Source organism: Streptomyces fuscichromogenes (assembly GCF_014645815.1).
Classification (GTDB): Bacteria; Actinomycetota; Actinomycetes; order Streptomycetales; family Streptomycetaceae; genus Streptomyces; species Streptomyces fuscichromogenes.
Genome location: NZ_BMML01000005.1, coordinates 214,305 through 228,189 on the forward strand (window position 1 = coordinate 214,305; position 13,885 = coordinate 228,189).

Here is a 13,885-nt window from a genome sequence, read left to right on the forward strand (position 1 = left end):
CACAGCCGGGCGAAGCTTCCTCACGGGGGTGCTGTTTCACGTGAAACAGCACCCCCGCCCTCCCGTCCGCTAGCCGATCCCCCGCCATCCCTCGGGGTCCACCCCACCGGGCACGGGAGCCGTCTCGTCGTACGGCTGACGGGTGAACACGAACGATCCGAGGTCCAGGTGACTCACGGTGCCGTCCGGGCGCTGTACGGGCCGCAGCAGCTCTCCGGCGTAGTAGCCCTCCAGGCCGGTCCAGGTGCCGTCTCCGTTGGAACGGAAACGGGCTCGGCGGCCGGCGCCCGTCAACGGCCCCAGGGAGACGAACCCGTCGGCCGTCACCCGCAGCACGAAGGCATGTGTACCCCAGTACCACGGACCGGCCAACTCCAACACAGACGGCTCGACTTGGGCCAGTGGACGCCATGGCTCGGGAATCCGTGGCTCGGCCTCAGCGACGATACGGACGAGGTCGGCCCCGGTGGCGGACAGCAGGGGGCCGGAGGTGCAGTTGGCCAGCACCACGGCCGCCACGTCGTCGGCCACGCTGAAGGTGAGGTTGGCCAGGAAGCCGGGCAGCGAGCCGGAGTGCCCGGCGAGCAGCCTGCCGTCACGGCGCTGGACCTGCAGTCCGAGGCCGTAGGTGGCGCCGTCCAGTACGTCGGCGGGCTCGGCCGGGGCGGCCGGGGTGCGCATCTCCCGCACCGACTCCGCACTCAGCACCCGGTCGTCCCCGGCCGCCAGGAACACGGCGAAGCGGGCCAGGTCGCCGGTGGTCGACCAGAGCTGTCCGGCCGGAGCCATCCGGCCGAGATCCTCCAGCGGCTCGGGGAGCATGGCGTCGGCCCAGGGGTGCACCGCCCAGCCACAGGCGTGCGGTGCCTGCGGCTGGGCGCTCGTGCGGCCGAGGCCCAGCGGTTCGAGCACCTCTCGCCGCAGCACCTCCTCCCAGGGGGCATCGCGGAGTTCCTCGACCAGCGCGCCGAGCAGCGTGTAGCCGGGGTTGGAGTAGTGGTGACGGCGGCCGACGGGGTGCAGCAGGGGCTGCGCACCGAGGACATCGCTCAACTCCGGCCGCAGCGAGCCCGGGGTGCGTTCCCACCAGGGAGCCGGCGACTCGGCCGCCAGCCCGCCCGTGTGCGCGAGGAGTTCGGCGATGGTCGCCTCCCCCGCACCGGTGCCCGGCAGGTGCTTCTCCAGTGGATCACCGAGGTCGAGCAGCCCTTCGTCACGGAGCCTGAGCACCAGAATGGCCGTGAACGTCTTGGTGATCGAACCGATCCGGTACTGCACGTTCTCGTCCGGTCCATGCCCGTCCACCGAGGTCCGCGCCCCGTGCCAGACGGCCCGCCCGCCTCGCACGACCGCCGCCACCAGCGACGGCGCCCGGCCTTCGGCCTGGGCCACGGCGATCCGATGCAGCAGCGCCCGCCGGGTGGCGGGGAGCAACTCTTCCTGGAATGTCGTCATGCGCCCAGTCCACCCGTTGGGCGGACCGGCGTCGAGTTCATTTCGGTGGCGCCTGCCAGGGCCGCACCGTTCCCTGGCAGGGCTCAGGTCTGAGCCATGTCCACGAAGCGGGAGTAGTGGCCCTGGAAAGCCACGGTGATCGTCGCCGTAGGGCCGTTTCGGTGCTTGCCGACGATGATGTCCGCCTCGCCCGCGCGCGGCGACTCCTTCTCGTAGGCGTCCTCGCGGTGGAGCAGGATCACCATGTCGGCGTCCTGCTCGATGGAGCCGGACTCACGCAGGTCGGACACCATGGGCTTCTTGTCCGTGCGCTGCTCGGGACCACGGTTCAGCTGGGAGAGCGCGATCACCGGGACCTCCAGCTCCTTCGCCAGCAGCTTGAGGTTTCGCGACATGTCCGACACCTCCTGCTGACGGCTCTCGGACCGCTTGCCGCCGGACTGCATCAGCTGCAGGTAGTCGATGATCACGAGCTTGATGTCGTTGCGCTGCTTGAGCCGACGGCACTTGGCGCGGATCTCCATCATCGACAGGTTCGGGGAGTCGTCGATGTAGAGCGGCGCTGCCGAGACGTCCGGCATCCGGCGGGCCAGCCGGGTCCAGTCGTCGTCGGTCATCGTGCCGGAGCGCATGTGATGCAGGGCGACCCGGGCCTCGGCGGACAGCAGACGCATCGCGATCTCGTTGCGGCCCATTTCGAGGGAGAAGATGACACTGGGCAGGTTGTTCTTGATGGACGCGGCACGGGCGAAGTCCAGGGCGAGGGTCGACTTGCCCATGGCGGGACGGGCGGCGATGACGATCATCTGGCCCGGGTGCAGGCCGTTGGTGAGCGAATCCAGGTCGGTGAAGCCGGTGGGCACACCGGTCATCTCGCCGGTACGGGAGCCGATCGCTTCGATCTCGTCGAGGGCACCCTCCATGATGTCGCCGAGCGGCAGGTAGTCCTCGCTGGTCCGCTGCTCGGTGACGGCATAGATCTCGGCCTGGGCACTGTTGACGATCTCGTCGATGTCCCCGTCGGCCGCGTATCCCATCTGCGTGATGCGCGTGCCCGCCTCGACCAGCCGGCGCAGCACCGCCCGCTCGTGGACGATCTCCGCGTAGTACTCGGCGTTCGCCGCCGTCGGCACCGTCTGGACGAGGGTGTGCAGATAGGAGGCACCGCCCACCTTGTTGATCTCGCCGCGTTTGGTGAGCTCCGCGGCGATGGTGATGGGGTCGGCCGGCTCGCCCTTCGCGTAGACGTCGAGGATCGCCTGATAGATCGTCTCGTGCGCGGGCTTGTAGAAGTCGTGGCCCTTGAGGATCTCGACGACGTCGGCGATGGCGTCCTTGGAGAGCAGCATGCCGCCGAGCACGGACTGCTCGGCGTCCAGGTCCTGCGGGGGAACCCGCTCGAAAGTGGCGCCTCCGCCGTCCCAGTCCCCACTGTCCCGGCCCCGGTCGTGCCGGTCGTCCCGGCCACGGCCACCCTCGCCCCGTCGGCGTGAGGCGGGCAGACGATCACTGGGACCGGCGTCGGCCCACGGATCGTCCAAGGGCTCGGAAATGCTCACCGAGCCACCTCCTCCCCGTCCGCACCGCGGACCTCGCCACGCCCTCTTTTGTACGGCACGGCACTGACAACCAGGACGCCCCATTCCGGTTCTGGACGCGTCGGTTTTGTGAGGTTTCCGAGGCGGTGACAAGGAGCGGGTGCCGGACCACGGTAGGCCCGCGGGCACCGTCAGCCAATCTGGTTATCCACAGGCCATGTGGACGACGGCCCGTATGCTGTGGAGAACCCCCCAAAACCTGTGCACGACGCGGTGGACAGTGCTGTGAACAAGACCTCGATCTACGCCGGCAAACGCGCTTGACCTGCAATTTTCCCATCCACTGGCTGTGCAGAAGAAAAACTTCCCCAGTCGGATCAAGATCACTTCGAACAGTGCGCGACAGCGTGCGGTACACAACCATCGGTAAGGGTCACTAGGAGATTGCATCTCTTACCTGTGGACGATTAGATTAGCGCCCATGTCACAGGCTCCCGCGCTCCCCAAGGCCACCCGGCGGCGCCACGACCGAGAGATCGTCGCACTGGCCGTCCCGGCCTTCGGTGCACTCGTCGCCGAGCCGCTCTTCGTCATGGCCGACAGCGCGATCGTCGGCCATCTCGGTACCGCACAACTGGCCGGTCTCGGGGTCGCCTCGGCTCTCCTCACCACCGCCGTGAGCGTCTTCGTCTTCCTCGCCTACGCCACCACGGCCGCCGTCGCCCGCCGGGTCGGCGCCGGCGATCTCCAGGCGGCCGTCCGCCAAGGCATGGACGGCATCTGGCTGGCACTGCTGATCGGCGCCTTGGTCATCGCCATCGCTCTGCCTTTCGCCCCAGGGATCGTGGACATCTTCGGCGCCTCGGCCACCGCGGCTCCCTACGCGACCACCTATCTGAGGATCTCCTCCCTGGGCATCCCCGCCATGCTGGTCGTACTCGCCGCCACCGGCGTCCTGCGCGGCCTCCAGGACACCCGGACGCCGCTGTACGTCGCCATCGCGGGGTTCATCGCCAACGCCGGGCTCAACGTGACTCTTGTCTACGGTGCCGGACTGGGCATCGCCGGCTCCGCCTGGGGCACGGTCATCGCCCAGTGCGGGATGGCGGCGGCCTATCTGATCGTCGTTGTGCGTGGCGCCCGCAGGCATGGGGCATCGCTGCGCCCCGACGCCGCCGGGATACGAGCCTCGGCGCAGGCCGGCGCACCGCTGCTCGTCAGGACACTCTCGCTGCGGGCCATCCTCATGATCGCCACCGCCGTGGCGGCCCGGCTGGGCGATGCCGACATCGCCGCCCATCAGATCGTGCTGTCCCTCTGGAGTCTGCTGGCCTTCGCCCTGGACGCGATCGCCATCGCAGGGCAAGCCGTCATCGGTCGCTATCTCGGGGCGGATGACGCTGTAGGCGCCCGCGAGGCCTGTCGACGCATGGTCCAGTGGGGCATCGCCACCGGAGTGGTCCTGGGCGTGCTGGTGATCGCCGCCCGGCCGCTCTTCCTTCCGCTGTTCACCGGCGACCCCGCCGTGAAGAACATCGCCCTGCCTGCACTTCTCGTCGTGGCGTTCTCCCAGCCGATCTCCGGCGTGGTCTTCGTCCTGGACGGCGTACTGATGGGTGCCGGAGACGGGCCGTATCTGGCCGGAGCCATGGTCCTCACCCTCACGGTCTTCGCGCCGGTGGCGCTCCTCGTCCCCGTCCTCGGCGGTGGGCTCACGGCACTCTGGGGAGCCATGACGCTGATGATGGCCGTGCGGATGCTCACCCTCTGGCTGCGTGCCCGCTCCGGCCGGTGGGTCGTGACCGGCGCAACGCGCTGACCGATGCGGCCTGTCGGGGGTTTCACGTGAAACATCGTGAGCTGTCACGTTTCACGTGAAACACGCATGGCGCGTCACCATGGCCGGACAAGCCAAAGGGGGGCCGCACCCTTCACGGGTGCGACCCCCCTTTCCGCTACTGCTCAAACCGAGCGCAGCGTCAGGCCGCGACGACCTCGATGTTGACCGTGGCGGCAACCTCGGGGTGCAGACGCACGGACGTCGCGTGGGCGCCCAGGGTCTTGATCGCCGAAGCGACCTCGATGCGGCGCTTGTCGACCTCGGGACCACCGGCAGCCTTGATCGCCGAAGCGATGTCGGCCTGGGTGACGGAACCGAAGAGACGACCGGCGTCGCCGGCACGGACGGCCAGGCGGACCTTGACACCCTCGAGCTGGGCCTTCACCTGGTTGGCCTGCTCGATGGTCTGGATCTCGTGGATCTTGCGAGCACGACGGATCTGCTCGACGTCCTTCTCGCCACCCTTGGTCCAGCGGATCGCGAACTTCCGCGGGATCAGGTAGTTGCGGGCGTAGCCGTCCTTGACGTCGACGACGTCGCCGGCGGCACCGAGGCCAGAAACCTCGTGGGTGAGGATGATCTTCATGTTTCGGTCACCCTTCCCTTAGCGCGCAGTGGAGGTGTAGGGCAGCAGCGCCATCTCACGGCTGTTCTTGACGGCCGTGGCGACGTCACGCTGGTGCTGGGTGCAGTTGCCGGTCACGCGACGGGCACGGATCTTGCCGCGGTCGGAAATGAACTTCCGCAGCATGTTCGTGTCCTTGTAGTCCACGTACGTGACCTTGTCCTTGCAGAAAGCGCAGACCTTCTTCTTAGGCTTGCGCACAGGCGGCTTCGCCATGGTGTTTCTCCTGTGTGATCAAGAAGTGGGGATACGAGCCCTTGGCCCTTAGAAGGGGGGCTCGTCCGAGTAGCCGCCGCCACCGCTGCCGCCGGAGCCGCCGCCCCAACCGCCGCCGCCCTGGTTGCCGCCACCGGCGGGAGCGCCGGAAGCCCAGGGGTCGTCGTTGGGAGCGCCGCCCTGGTTGCCGCCGCCGGAGCCACCGCCCCAGCTGCCGCCGCCCTGGCCGCCACCGCCGCCGTAACCGCCCTGGCCTCCGCGACCGCCACCACCGGCGGTCTTGGTGACCTTGGCCGTGGCACTGCGCAGGCTGGCGCCGACTTCCTCGACGTCCAGTTCGTAGACCGTGCGCTTGACACCCTCACGGTCCTCGTAGGACCGCTGCTTCAGCCGGCCCTGCACGATGACGCGCATGCCTCGCTGGAGCGACTCGGCGACGTTCTCCGCCGCCTGACGCCAGACCGAGCAGGTGAGGAAGAGGCTTTCGCCGTCCTTCCACTCGTTCGTCTGGCGGTCGAAGGTGCGGGGAGTGGACGCGACGCGGAACTTCGCGACCGCCGCACCGGACGGGGTGAAGCGCAGCTCGGGGTCGTCGACAAGATTGCCGACGACCGTGATGACGGTCTCGCCTGCCATGGGGGAACCTCTCGGCGGGTTTGCTGCTGGCTGCTTGCTGCTACTCGATGCCCGAGATCAGCTGAGCGGGAAGCTCAGTGGGTCTCGGGGCGGAGGACCTTGGTCCGGAGGACCGACTCGTTCAGGTTCATCTGGCGGTCGAGCTCCTTCACGACCGCAGGCTCGGCCTGCAGGTCGATGACCGAGTAGATGCCCTCAGGCTTCTTCTTGATCTCGTACGAGAGACGACGACGGCCCCAGGTGTCGACCTTCTCCACCTTGCCGTTGCCCTCACGGACGACGGAGAGGAAGTTCTCGATCAGGGGGGAGACAGCGCGCTCCTCCAGATCGGGGTCGAGGATGACCATCACCTCGTAGTGACGCATGTGGAACCCACCTCCTTTGGACTCAGCGGCCACGGTCGTTCCGTGGCAGGAGGGTTGTGATGCGTACGCAACGGTATCGGCCGCCACTGACAATCGGGGCTCCCGCCGGGAGTCCCTGCCGCGGCCTGGGCAGACACCGGTGCAGAGGCTACAGACTACCCGTACACCCGCTTCCGGTTGAAATCCGGCCGCCCGGACCGTCAATCTGTACACATCGGGTGTGTACGGCGCTACGATGCGCCGCCTTCCGCAGGAGGTGCCCTATGGCACAGGCATTGCGACCCAACACCGCCGGATCCCTGTTCGCCACCGACGGCAAGACCCATCCGCTCCAGGACTCGCTGATGGCAGCGACGCTGGTGCTCGGGCTGATCGCCTTCATCACCTCGTTCTTCCACGGCCTGCATCTGCTCAGCTCCTGGACCGGACTGATCGGCCTCTTCGCCGGTCTGTACGGGCAATGGATCTCGATCACCACGCGCGAGCGCTTCGGTCTGATCCTGGGTCTCGGTGCCTCGGGCGTCGGCTTCTTCATCGGCATGGCGAACGGCGGCTTGTTCGGCTGAGTCCGGCCCTCGCACCATCCCGGAACGCCCCGGCCGGACAGGAGCCGGGGCGTAGGTGCCGTACGCCCAGTCAGGCCGTGGGCAAGGCGCAGTAGGCTTCGGCGCGAGAGCCGGAGCCCCTGTACCCATGGGGACACACCAGCCCGAGGAGCGCCCCGACATGAGCCTGACCCTGCGGACCATCAGCCGCGAACAGCATCTGGCGTACATCCAGAGCCTGCCGGCGGCCAGCCACATGCAGGTCCCGGCCTGGGCCGATGTCAAGGCGGAATGGCGTTCGGAGAACCTCGGCTGGTTCGACGACCGCACCGGCGAGATGGTCGGCGCGGGCCTGGTGCTGTACCGCCAGCTGCCCAAGATCAAGCGCTACCTGGCCTACCTTCCCGAGGGTCCGGTCATCAACTGGTTCGCGCCGAATCTGGACGAGTGGATCCAGCCGATGCTGGCGCACCTCAAGCAGCAGGGCGCGTTCTCGGTGAAGATGGGCCCGCCGGTGATCATCCGGCGCTGGGAGGCCAACTCCATCAAGCAGGGCATCCAGAACCCGGACGTGAAGCGGCTGCGCGACATCGAGCCCGACTTCATCGAGCCGCGTGCCTTCGAGGTGGCCGACAAGCTGCGCCGGATGGGCTGGCAGCAGGGCGAGGACGGCGGCGCCGGCTTCGGCGACGTGCAGCCCCGCTACGTCTTCCAGGTGCCGCTGGCCAACCGCTCCCTGGAAGAGGTCCACAAGAACTTCAACCAGCTGTGGCGGCGCAACATCAAGAAGGCCGAGAAGGCCGGCGTCGAGGTCGTCCAGGGCGGCTACCAGGACCTGGCGGAGTGGCAGCGGCTGTACGAGATCACGGCCGTGCGCGACCACTTCCGGCCGCGCCCGCTGTCGTACTTCCAGCGCATGTGGACGGCCCTCAACACCGAGGACCCCAACCGGATGCGGCTGTACTTCGCCCGGCACAACGGGGTCAACCTCTCGGCGGCGACCATGCTGATCGTCGGCGGGCACGTCTGGTACTCCTACGGCGCGTCAGACAACATCGGCCGCGAGGTGCGGCCCTCGAACGCCATGCAGTGGCGGATGCTGCGCGACGCCTACGCGCTCGGCGCCACCGCCTACGACCTGCGCGGCATCTCCGACTCGCTGGACGAGACGGATCACCTCTTCGGCCTGATCCAGTTCAAGGTGGGCACCGGCGGTGAGGCCGCCGAGTACCTCGGCGAGTGGGACTTCCCGCTGAACAAGCTGCTCCACAAGGCGCTCGACATCTACATGTCGCGCCGCTGACGTCACGCTCCGTGCTTCTATTGCCCTGACACACCGCACTCGTCTGGCACACCCCAGCCATCCAGAAAGGTTCCAGGTCCGGCCATGGCGCTCACGCTCTACGTCGACACCGCGCGCTGGCGTGCGCACCACAAGCGCGTGCAGGAGCAGTTCCCGGGCCTCGTCCCGGTCTGCAAGGGCAACGGCTACGGTTTCGGGCACGAGCGGCTGGCGGAGGAGGCCACGCGGCTCGGCTCGGACATCCTGGCCGTCGGCACGACGTACGAGGCCGCGCGCATCAAGGACTGGTTCGGCGGCGATCTGCTGGTGCTGACACCGTACCGGCGCGGCGAGGAACCGGTTCCGCTGCCCGACCGGGTCATCCGCTCGGTGTCGTCCATCGACGGCGTGTACGGCCTGGTGGGCGCCCGTGTGGTCATCGAGGTGATGTCCACGATGAAGCGGCACGGCATCAGCGAGCAGGACCTGCCCCAGCTGCACTCCGCCATCGAGAACGTCCGGCTGGAGGGCTTCGCCATCCATCTGCCGCTGGACCGCACCGACGGCTCGGACGCCGTCGAGGAGGTCATCGGCTGGATGGACCGGCTGCGGGCGGCCCGGCTGCCGCTGCACACCATGTTCGTCAGCCACCTCAAGGCCGACGAACTCGCCCGGCTGCAGCAGCAGTTCCCGCAGACCCGGTTCCGGGCGCGGATCGGCACCCGGCTGTGGCTGGGGGACCATGACGCGACCGAGTACCGCGGCGCGGTCCTGGACGTCACCCGCGTGGCCAAGGGCGACCGGTTCGGCTACCGGCAGCAGAAGGCGGCCTCAGACGGCTTCCTGGTGGTCGTGGCGGGCGGTACGTCGCACGGGGTGGGCCTGGAGGCCCCGAAGGCCCTGCACGGCGTCATGCCGCGTGCCAAGGGCGTCGCACGGGCCGGCCTGGCCACCGTGAACCGGAACCTGGCTCCGTTCGTCTGGGGCGGCAAGCAGCGCTGGTTCGCGGAGCCGCCGCACATGCAGGTGTCGATCCTCTTCGTGCCCTCGGACGCCCCGGAACCGAAGGTCGGCGAGGAGTTGGTGGCCCATCTGCGGCACACCACGACCCAGTTCGACCGTCTCGTGGACCGCTGACCGTTCCACAGGACGGAGCATCGGGCCGCTCAACCGCTCGCAGGGCATGAAAAGGGCCGCACACGAACTCCGTGTGCGGCCCTTTTCACGTCCAGGACCTGGGCTGTTCGCTCAGAGCGAACCACCCTCGGAGGATCGGCTTCCCCATTCCACCTGCGGCCCGTCGAAGTGGTCGGCGTGACGCGGGGGACGGGTCGCCGCGCCGAGCACGAAAACGTCCTCCGCGCCGTCCAGCACCCCGCCCGAGGGATCGTCCTCCCCGGTGCGGCGCACCACGTCCCGCTCAGGCATCAGGGTGTCGCGCACGACCATGCCGCACAGATAGAGCGTGCCCAGCAGGTGCACGGCGATGGCCCAGTGGTAGCCGTCGGTCGGCAGACCCTTGTGGGCGTCTCCGCTGGTCGTGTACGCGAGGTACATCCAGATCCCCAGGAAGTACGCCACCTCGCACGCCTGCCAGATCAGGAAGTCCCGCCACTTGGGCCGGGCGAGGACCGCCAGCGGCACCAGCCACAGCACGTACTGCGGGGAGTAGACCTTGTTGGTCAGGATGAAAGCCGCCACCACCAGGAAGGCCAGCTGGGCGAAGCGCGGCCGGCGCGGGGCGGTGAGGGCCAGGGCGGCGATGCCCAGGAAGCAGAGCAGTACCAGGACCGTGGCCGCGGTGTTCACGAAGTCGGTGCTGGGCGGGGTGGTCGTGTTCTGTGCCCAGATCAGCCAGAAGGACCCGAAGTCGACGCCTCGCGACTGGCTGAACGTGTAGAACTTCGACCAGCCGTCGAAGGCGAAGATCATCACCGGCAGGTTCACGACGAGCCATGCGGCCACCGCACCGCCCGTGGCGATGAAGAACTCCCGCCACTTGCCCGCGCGCCAGCACAGCAGGAAGAGCGGCCCCAGCAGGAACACCGGATACAGCTTGGCGGCCGTGGCAAGCCCCAGGAGGACGCCGAAAGCGAGGGGCCGGCTCCGGGACCACATCAGCATCGCCGCGGCCGTCAGAGCGACCGCCAGGAGGTCCCAGTTGATGGTGGCGGTCAGGGCGAAGGCGGGCGCCAGGGCGACCAGCAGACCGTCCCAGGGGCGCCGACGGTGCGTACGGACCACGCACACCGCGATGACGGCGGCGCACAGCATCAGCATGCCTGCGTTGACGAACCAGTACACCTGCTCCTGGAGCATGATGCTGCCGCTGCCCGGCGTGAGCCACGCGGCCACCTCCATGAACACGCCGGTCAGCACCGGGTATTCGAGGTAGTCCATGTCGCCGGGGAGCTTGTCGAAGTACGGCACCAGGCCGTCGGCGAAACCGCGCCCCTGGTAGAGGTGCGGAATATCCGAGTAGCAGGCGTGGGTGTACTGGGTACTGGCGCCGAAGAACCAGCCGCTGTCGTAGCAGGGCAGCTTCTGCACCATGCCGAGGGCGAACATCCCGACCGCCACGATGACGACCACCCGTAGCGGTGTCCACCAGGACGTCCCGAGCAGGGCACGCCGCCCGATGGGGCCACCGATCAGCTCACTCCCGGCTGCGGCGACCTCGTCATCCCTGGTCGGCCGCACCGGCTCCGGCTCGCGCACGCCCGCGGGCGTCGTCTCTGCACTGGGCATGGGGGCCATCCTGCCGTACCTCTCTAGGAATACGCCGAGGGCCGCCGCACCTCGCCGGGTGCGGCGGCCCATGTTTCACGTGAAACAGACTTCGGCGGGCGAAATGGTCACCAACCGGTCAGATCACGGCTAGCCGGTTGACCCACCGAAGAGGTTTCCACCGTTCTGGTTGCCTCTGGTGTTCCCCTCGCCCGTACTCTCCGTGGCTGTCGGCGAGGACGTAGTACCAGACGTGCTGCCGGTGTCACCGCCGTCGGTGGAGCAGTTGAAGGCGAACTGGCAGGTCTCCGTCGCCGTGGGGGACGGGGAGGTGAACGTCTCGCTGGGCGTGACGGTCGGCGTCTCGGTCGGCGTCTCGCTCGGCGTGATGCTGATGGTCGGCGTCGGGGAGGGAGCCCCCGACTCGTCGGCGATCTCACCGACCTTGGCGGCGTCCGGGAAGCCCGGGTCGTTCTTGCCCTTCAGCGCGGACTTCATGTACTCGGTCCACACCGAGGTCGGGATGTCACCACCGTGGATGGACGCCACGCCGGCGGTGCCGTTCATCGAGAGCAGTTCGGCGTCCTTCGGGTTCTCGCGGAACATCGCCACCGACGTCGCCAGCTGCTGGGTGTAGCCGACGAACCAGGCCGACTTGTTGCTGTCGGTGGTACCGGTCTTGCCCGCCGCCGTACGGCCCAGGGCCTTGGCGTTGGTACCCGTACCGTTCTGGATGACGTTCTCCAGGGTGTCCGTGACGTTGTTCGCGATGTCCTCGGGCATCGCCGTGCTCACCTTCGGCTTGCCGAAGCCCTGAAGATCCTGCCCGTCCTGCTTGACCTCGGTCACCGAGTACGGGTCCGCGTGCTTGCCGGACGCGGCGAACGTCGCATAGGCGTCGGCCATGCGGATCGCGCTCGGGGTCGAGGTGCCGAGGGCGAAGGACGGGTTCAGACCCTGCAGCATGCTCTCCCGCAGGATTCCGGACGCCTGGGCGACATCCCTCACCTTCGACATGCCGACATCCCAGCCGAGCTGCACGAACGGCGTGTTGATCGACTGCTCCATCGCCTTGCGCAGGGTGATGTAGCCCCAGGGGTAGCCGCTCTCGTTCCTCTGGTGGAAGACCGAGTTGTCCTTGTTGAGGACGAAGGTGCCGTCCTCGTTGCGGACCTTGAGGTTGTCGTCGCCGTTGTACTTGCTCAGCGGCGAGACCCCTTCGGGAGAGGTCTTGTACGTGCCGTACTCCATGGCGGCGGCCAGGACGAAGGGCTTCCACGTCGAACCGACGGGGACACCGGAGGTGTCGGCGTTGTTGGTGAAGTGGTTGTTCTCGTAGCCGGCACCGCCGTAGAGGGCGACGATCGCACCGTCGTTGGGCACCACCGAGGCGGCACCGAACTGGACGTACTTGTCCTTCTCACGGTTCTTCGGGTCCAGACGGGCCTTCTGGACCTTCTCCACGGCCGTGGTCAGTGCGTTGACCTTGTCCTTCTGGAAGGTCGTGTAGATCTGGAAGCCGCCCTGGTCGAACTGCGTCTCCGTGATGTTGGAGTGCGCGAGGACGTACTTCTTGGCCGTGTCGGCGAGATAGCTGATCTGGCCGGTCATGCCCTTGATCGCCTTGCGGCCCTGGGGCATCGGGTACCTCTTGATGGCCGTCTGGTACTCGGCGTCGGTGAGGTGCTGATCCTTGTGCATCTCCTCGAGGATCCAGGCCCAGCGGTCGTGCGAACGCTGGTAGTTGGCCTTCTGGGAGGCTGCGGGGTCGATGTCCGGGTTACCCGCGGGGTCGTAGTACGTCGCGCCCTTGAGCAGGGCCGCCAGGACGGCACACTGGCTCGGGGTGAGGTCCTTCGCGTCCACGCCGTAGTAGGTCTGGGCGGCGGCCTGGATGCCGTACGCACCACGACCGAAGTACGACGTGTTCAGGTAGCCCTGGAGGATCAGCGGCTTGCTGACCTTGGTGCCCACCTTGATGGAGATGAACATCTCCTTGAACTTGCGGGTGAGCGTCTGGTCCTGGCTGAGGTAGGTGTTCTTGACGAACTGCTGGGTGATCGTCGAACCACCCTGCGTCTCACCGCCCTGGGCCATGTTGACGAGCGCGCGGGCGATGCCCTTGAAGTCGACGCCCGGGTCCGAGTAGAAGCTCTTGTTCTCCGCCGAGATCACCGCGTTCTGCATGGCCTCGGGGATCTGGGCGATACCGACGTTCTGCCGGTTGACGCCGGTGCCCGTCGCGACCATCTGCTTGCCGTCGGCCCAGTAGTAGACGTTGTTCTGGGACTGCGCCGCCGTGTTCTCGTTCGGAACGCCCACCATGGCGTAGCTGACGCCTACGAGCGCCACCAGGCTGCCGAAGAAGGTGAGGCACAGCCCGGAGACGAGCTTCCAGGAGGGCACCCAGCGTCGCCAGCCGAATCTGTTCGCCCTGGGGTAGTCGATGAGGCGCTTCTTGCCGGGCGCCGTCGACGCCCGGCCTCTGCCACGTCCGGGCCCGGCAGGACCACCCGGACCGCGGCTCTCGTTGTCGGACGGTCTGCGACGACCGTTTCCCGTGCTTCTCTGCGTCGCCCGGCGTGCCTCGGCACGGCTGCCGTACGGACGCTCCTCACCTCCCGAGCCCGAATCCGACCCATAGGAACTGGACCCA

At 67.9% G+C, this 13,885-nt stretch carries 12 protein-coding genes; 4 read left to right on the forward strand and 8 right to left on the reverse strand.

All coding sequences use genetic code 11. From position 1 onward, the window contains the following. Window positions 1-69: 69 nt before the first annotated feature. Together IEZ11_RS12865 and dnaB are read right to left on the reverse strand one after the other, a co-directional pair. Window positions 70-1,455, reverse strand: coding sequence for a serine hydrolase domain-containing protein (locus IEZ11_RS12865; RefSeq protein WP_189262826.1), 1,386 nt, complete (start codon window positions 1,453-1,455; stop codon window positions 70-72). A gap of 83 nt (window positions 1,456-1,538) precedes the next feature. Then, window positions 1,539-3,014, reverse strand: a complete 1,476-nt coding sequence (gene dnaB, locus IEZ11_RS12870) for a replicative DNA helicase (RefSeq protein WP_189262827.1) — start codon at window positions 3,012-3,014, stop codon at window positions 1,539-1,541. A 460-nt stretch (window positions 3,015-3,474) separates the two neighbouring features. On the opposite strand from dnaB, the gene IEZ11_RS12875 reads away from it, so the two are divergent. Next, window positions 3,475-4,812 carry an MATE family efflux transporter gene (locus tag IEZ11_RS12875; protein WP_189262828.1) on the forward strand — a complete coding sequence of 446 codons (1,338 nt, stop codon included), beginning with the start codon at window positions 3,475-3,477 and terminating at the stop codon, window positions 4,810-4,812. 160 nt (window positions 4,813-4,972) lie between these two features. On the opposite strand, the gene rplI is transcribed toward IEZ11_RS12875, so the two are convergent. The 4 genes from rplI to rpsF all read right to left on the reverse strand — a co-directional run bounded on the left by rplI (window position 4,973) and on the right by rpsF (window position 6,675). Next, window positions 4,973-5,419: a 50S ribosomal protein L9 gene (gene rplI, locus IEZ11_RS12880; protein ID WP_123975742.1), complete on the reverse strand. Its 447-nt coding sequence runs from the start codon at window positions 5,417-5,419 to the stop codon at window positions 4,973-4,975. Window positions 5,420-5,437: 18 nt separating this feature from the next. Next, window positions 5,438-5,674 (reverse strand): 30S ribosomal protein S18, encoded by a 237-nt coding sequence (gene rpsR, locus IEZ11_RS12885; protein WP_003949403.1) that lies wholly within the window; start codon window positions 5,672-5,674, stop codon window positions 5,438-5,440. A 48-nt stretch (window positions 5,675-5,722) separates the two neighbouring features. After that, window positions 5,723-6,310 (reverse strand): single-stranded DNA-binding protein, encoded by a 588-nt coding sequence (locus tag IEZ11_RS12890; protein ID WP_189262829.1) that lies wholly within the window; start codon window positions 6,308-6,310, stop codon window positions 5,723-5,725. Between the two features lie 74 nt (window positions 6,311-6,384). Continuing rightward, complete coding sequence (gene rpsF / locus IEZ11_RS12895; protein ID WP_006604399.1) at window positions 6,385-6,675, reverse strand: 30S ribosomal protein S6; 291 nt, start codon at window positions 6,673-6,675, stop codon at window positions 6,385-6,387. 263 nt (window positions 6,676-6,938) lie between these two features. Between rpsF and IEZ11_RS12900 the strand changes: the two genes are divergently transcribed. From IEZ11_RS12900 to IEZ11_RS12910, 3 genes are all read left to right on the forward strand, one after another. Continuing rightward, a complete protein-coding gene (locus tag IEZ11_RS12900) occupies window positions 6,939-7,241 on the forward strand; it encodes a hypothetical protein (RefSeq protein ID WP_189262830.1) in 303 nt (100 codons plus the stop codon). 160 nt (window positions 7,242-7,401) lie between these two features. Then, the gene (femX, locus tag IEZ11_RS12905) at window positions 7,402-8,523 is read left to right on the forward strand and encodes a peptidoglycan bridge formation glycyltransferase FemX (protein WP_189262831.1); all 1,122 of its coding nucleotides are present in this window, start codon (window positions 7,402-7,404) and stop codon (window positions 8,521-8,523) included. Between the two features lie 84 nt (window positions 8,524-8,607). Further along, window positions 8,608-9,639 carry an alanine racemase gene (locus tag IEZ11_RS12910; protein ID WP_089100475.1) on the forward strand — a complete coding sequence of 344 codons (1,032 nt, stop codon included), beginning with the start codon at window positions 8,608-8,610 and terminating at the stop codon, window positions 9,637-9,639. Between the two features lie 111 nt (window positions 9,640-9,750). On the opposite strand, the gene IEZ11_RS12915 is transcribed toward IEZ11_RS12910, so the two are convergent. After that, complete coding sequence (locus IEZ11_RS12915) at window positions 9,751-11,250, reverse strand: glycosyltransferase family 87 protein (RefSeq protein ID WP_189262832.1); 1,500 nt, start codon at window positions 11,248-11,250, stop codon at window positions 9,751-9,753. A gap of 129 nt (window positions 11,251-11,379) precedes the next feature. Then, window positions 11,380-13,635: a transglycosylase domain-containing protein gene (locus IEZ11_RS12920; protein ID WP_229712987.1), complete on the reverse strand. Its 2,256-nt coding sequence runs from the start codon at window positions 13,633-13,635 to the stop codon at window positions 11,380-11,382. Window positions 13,636-13,885: the final 250 nt, after the last annotated feature.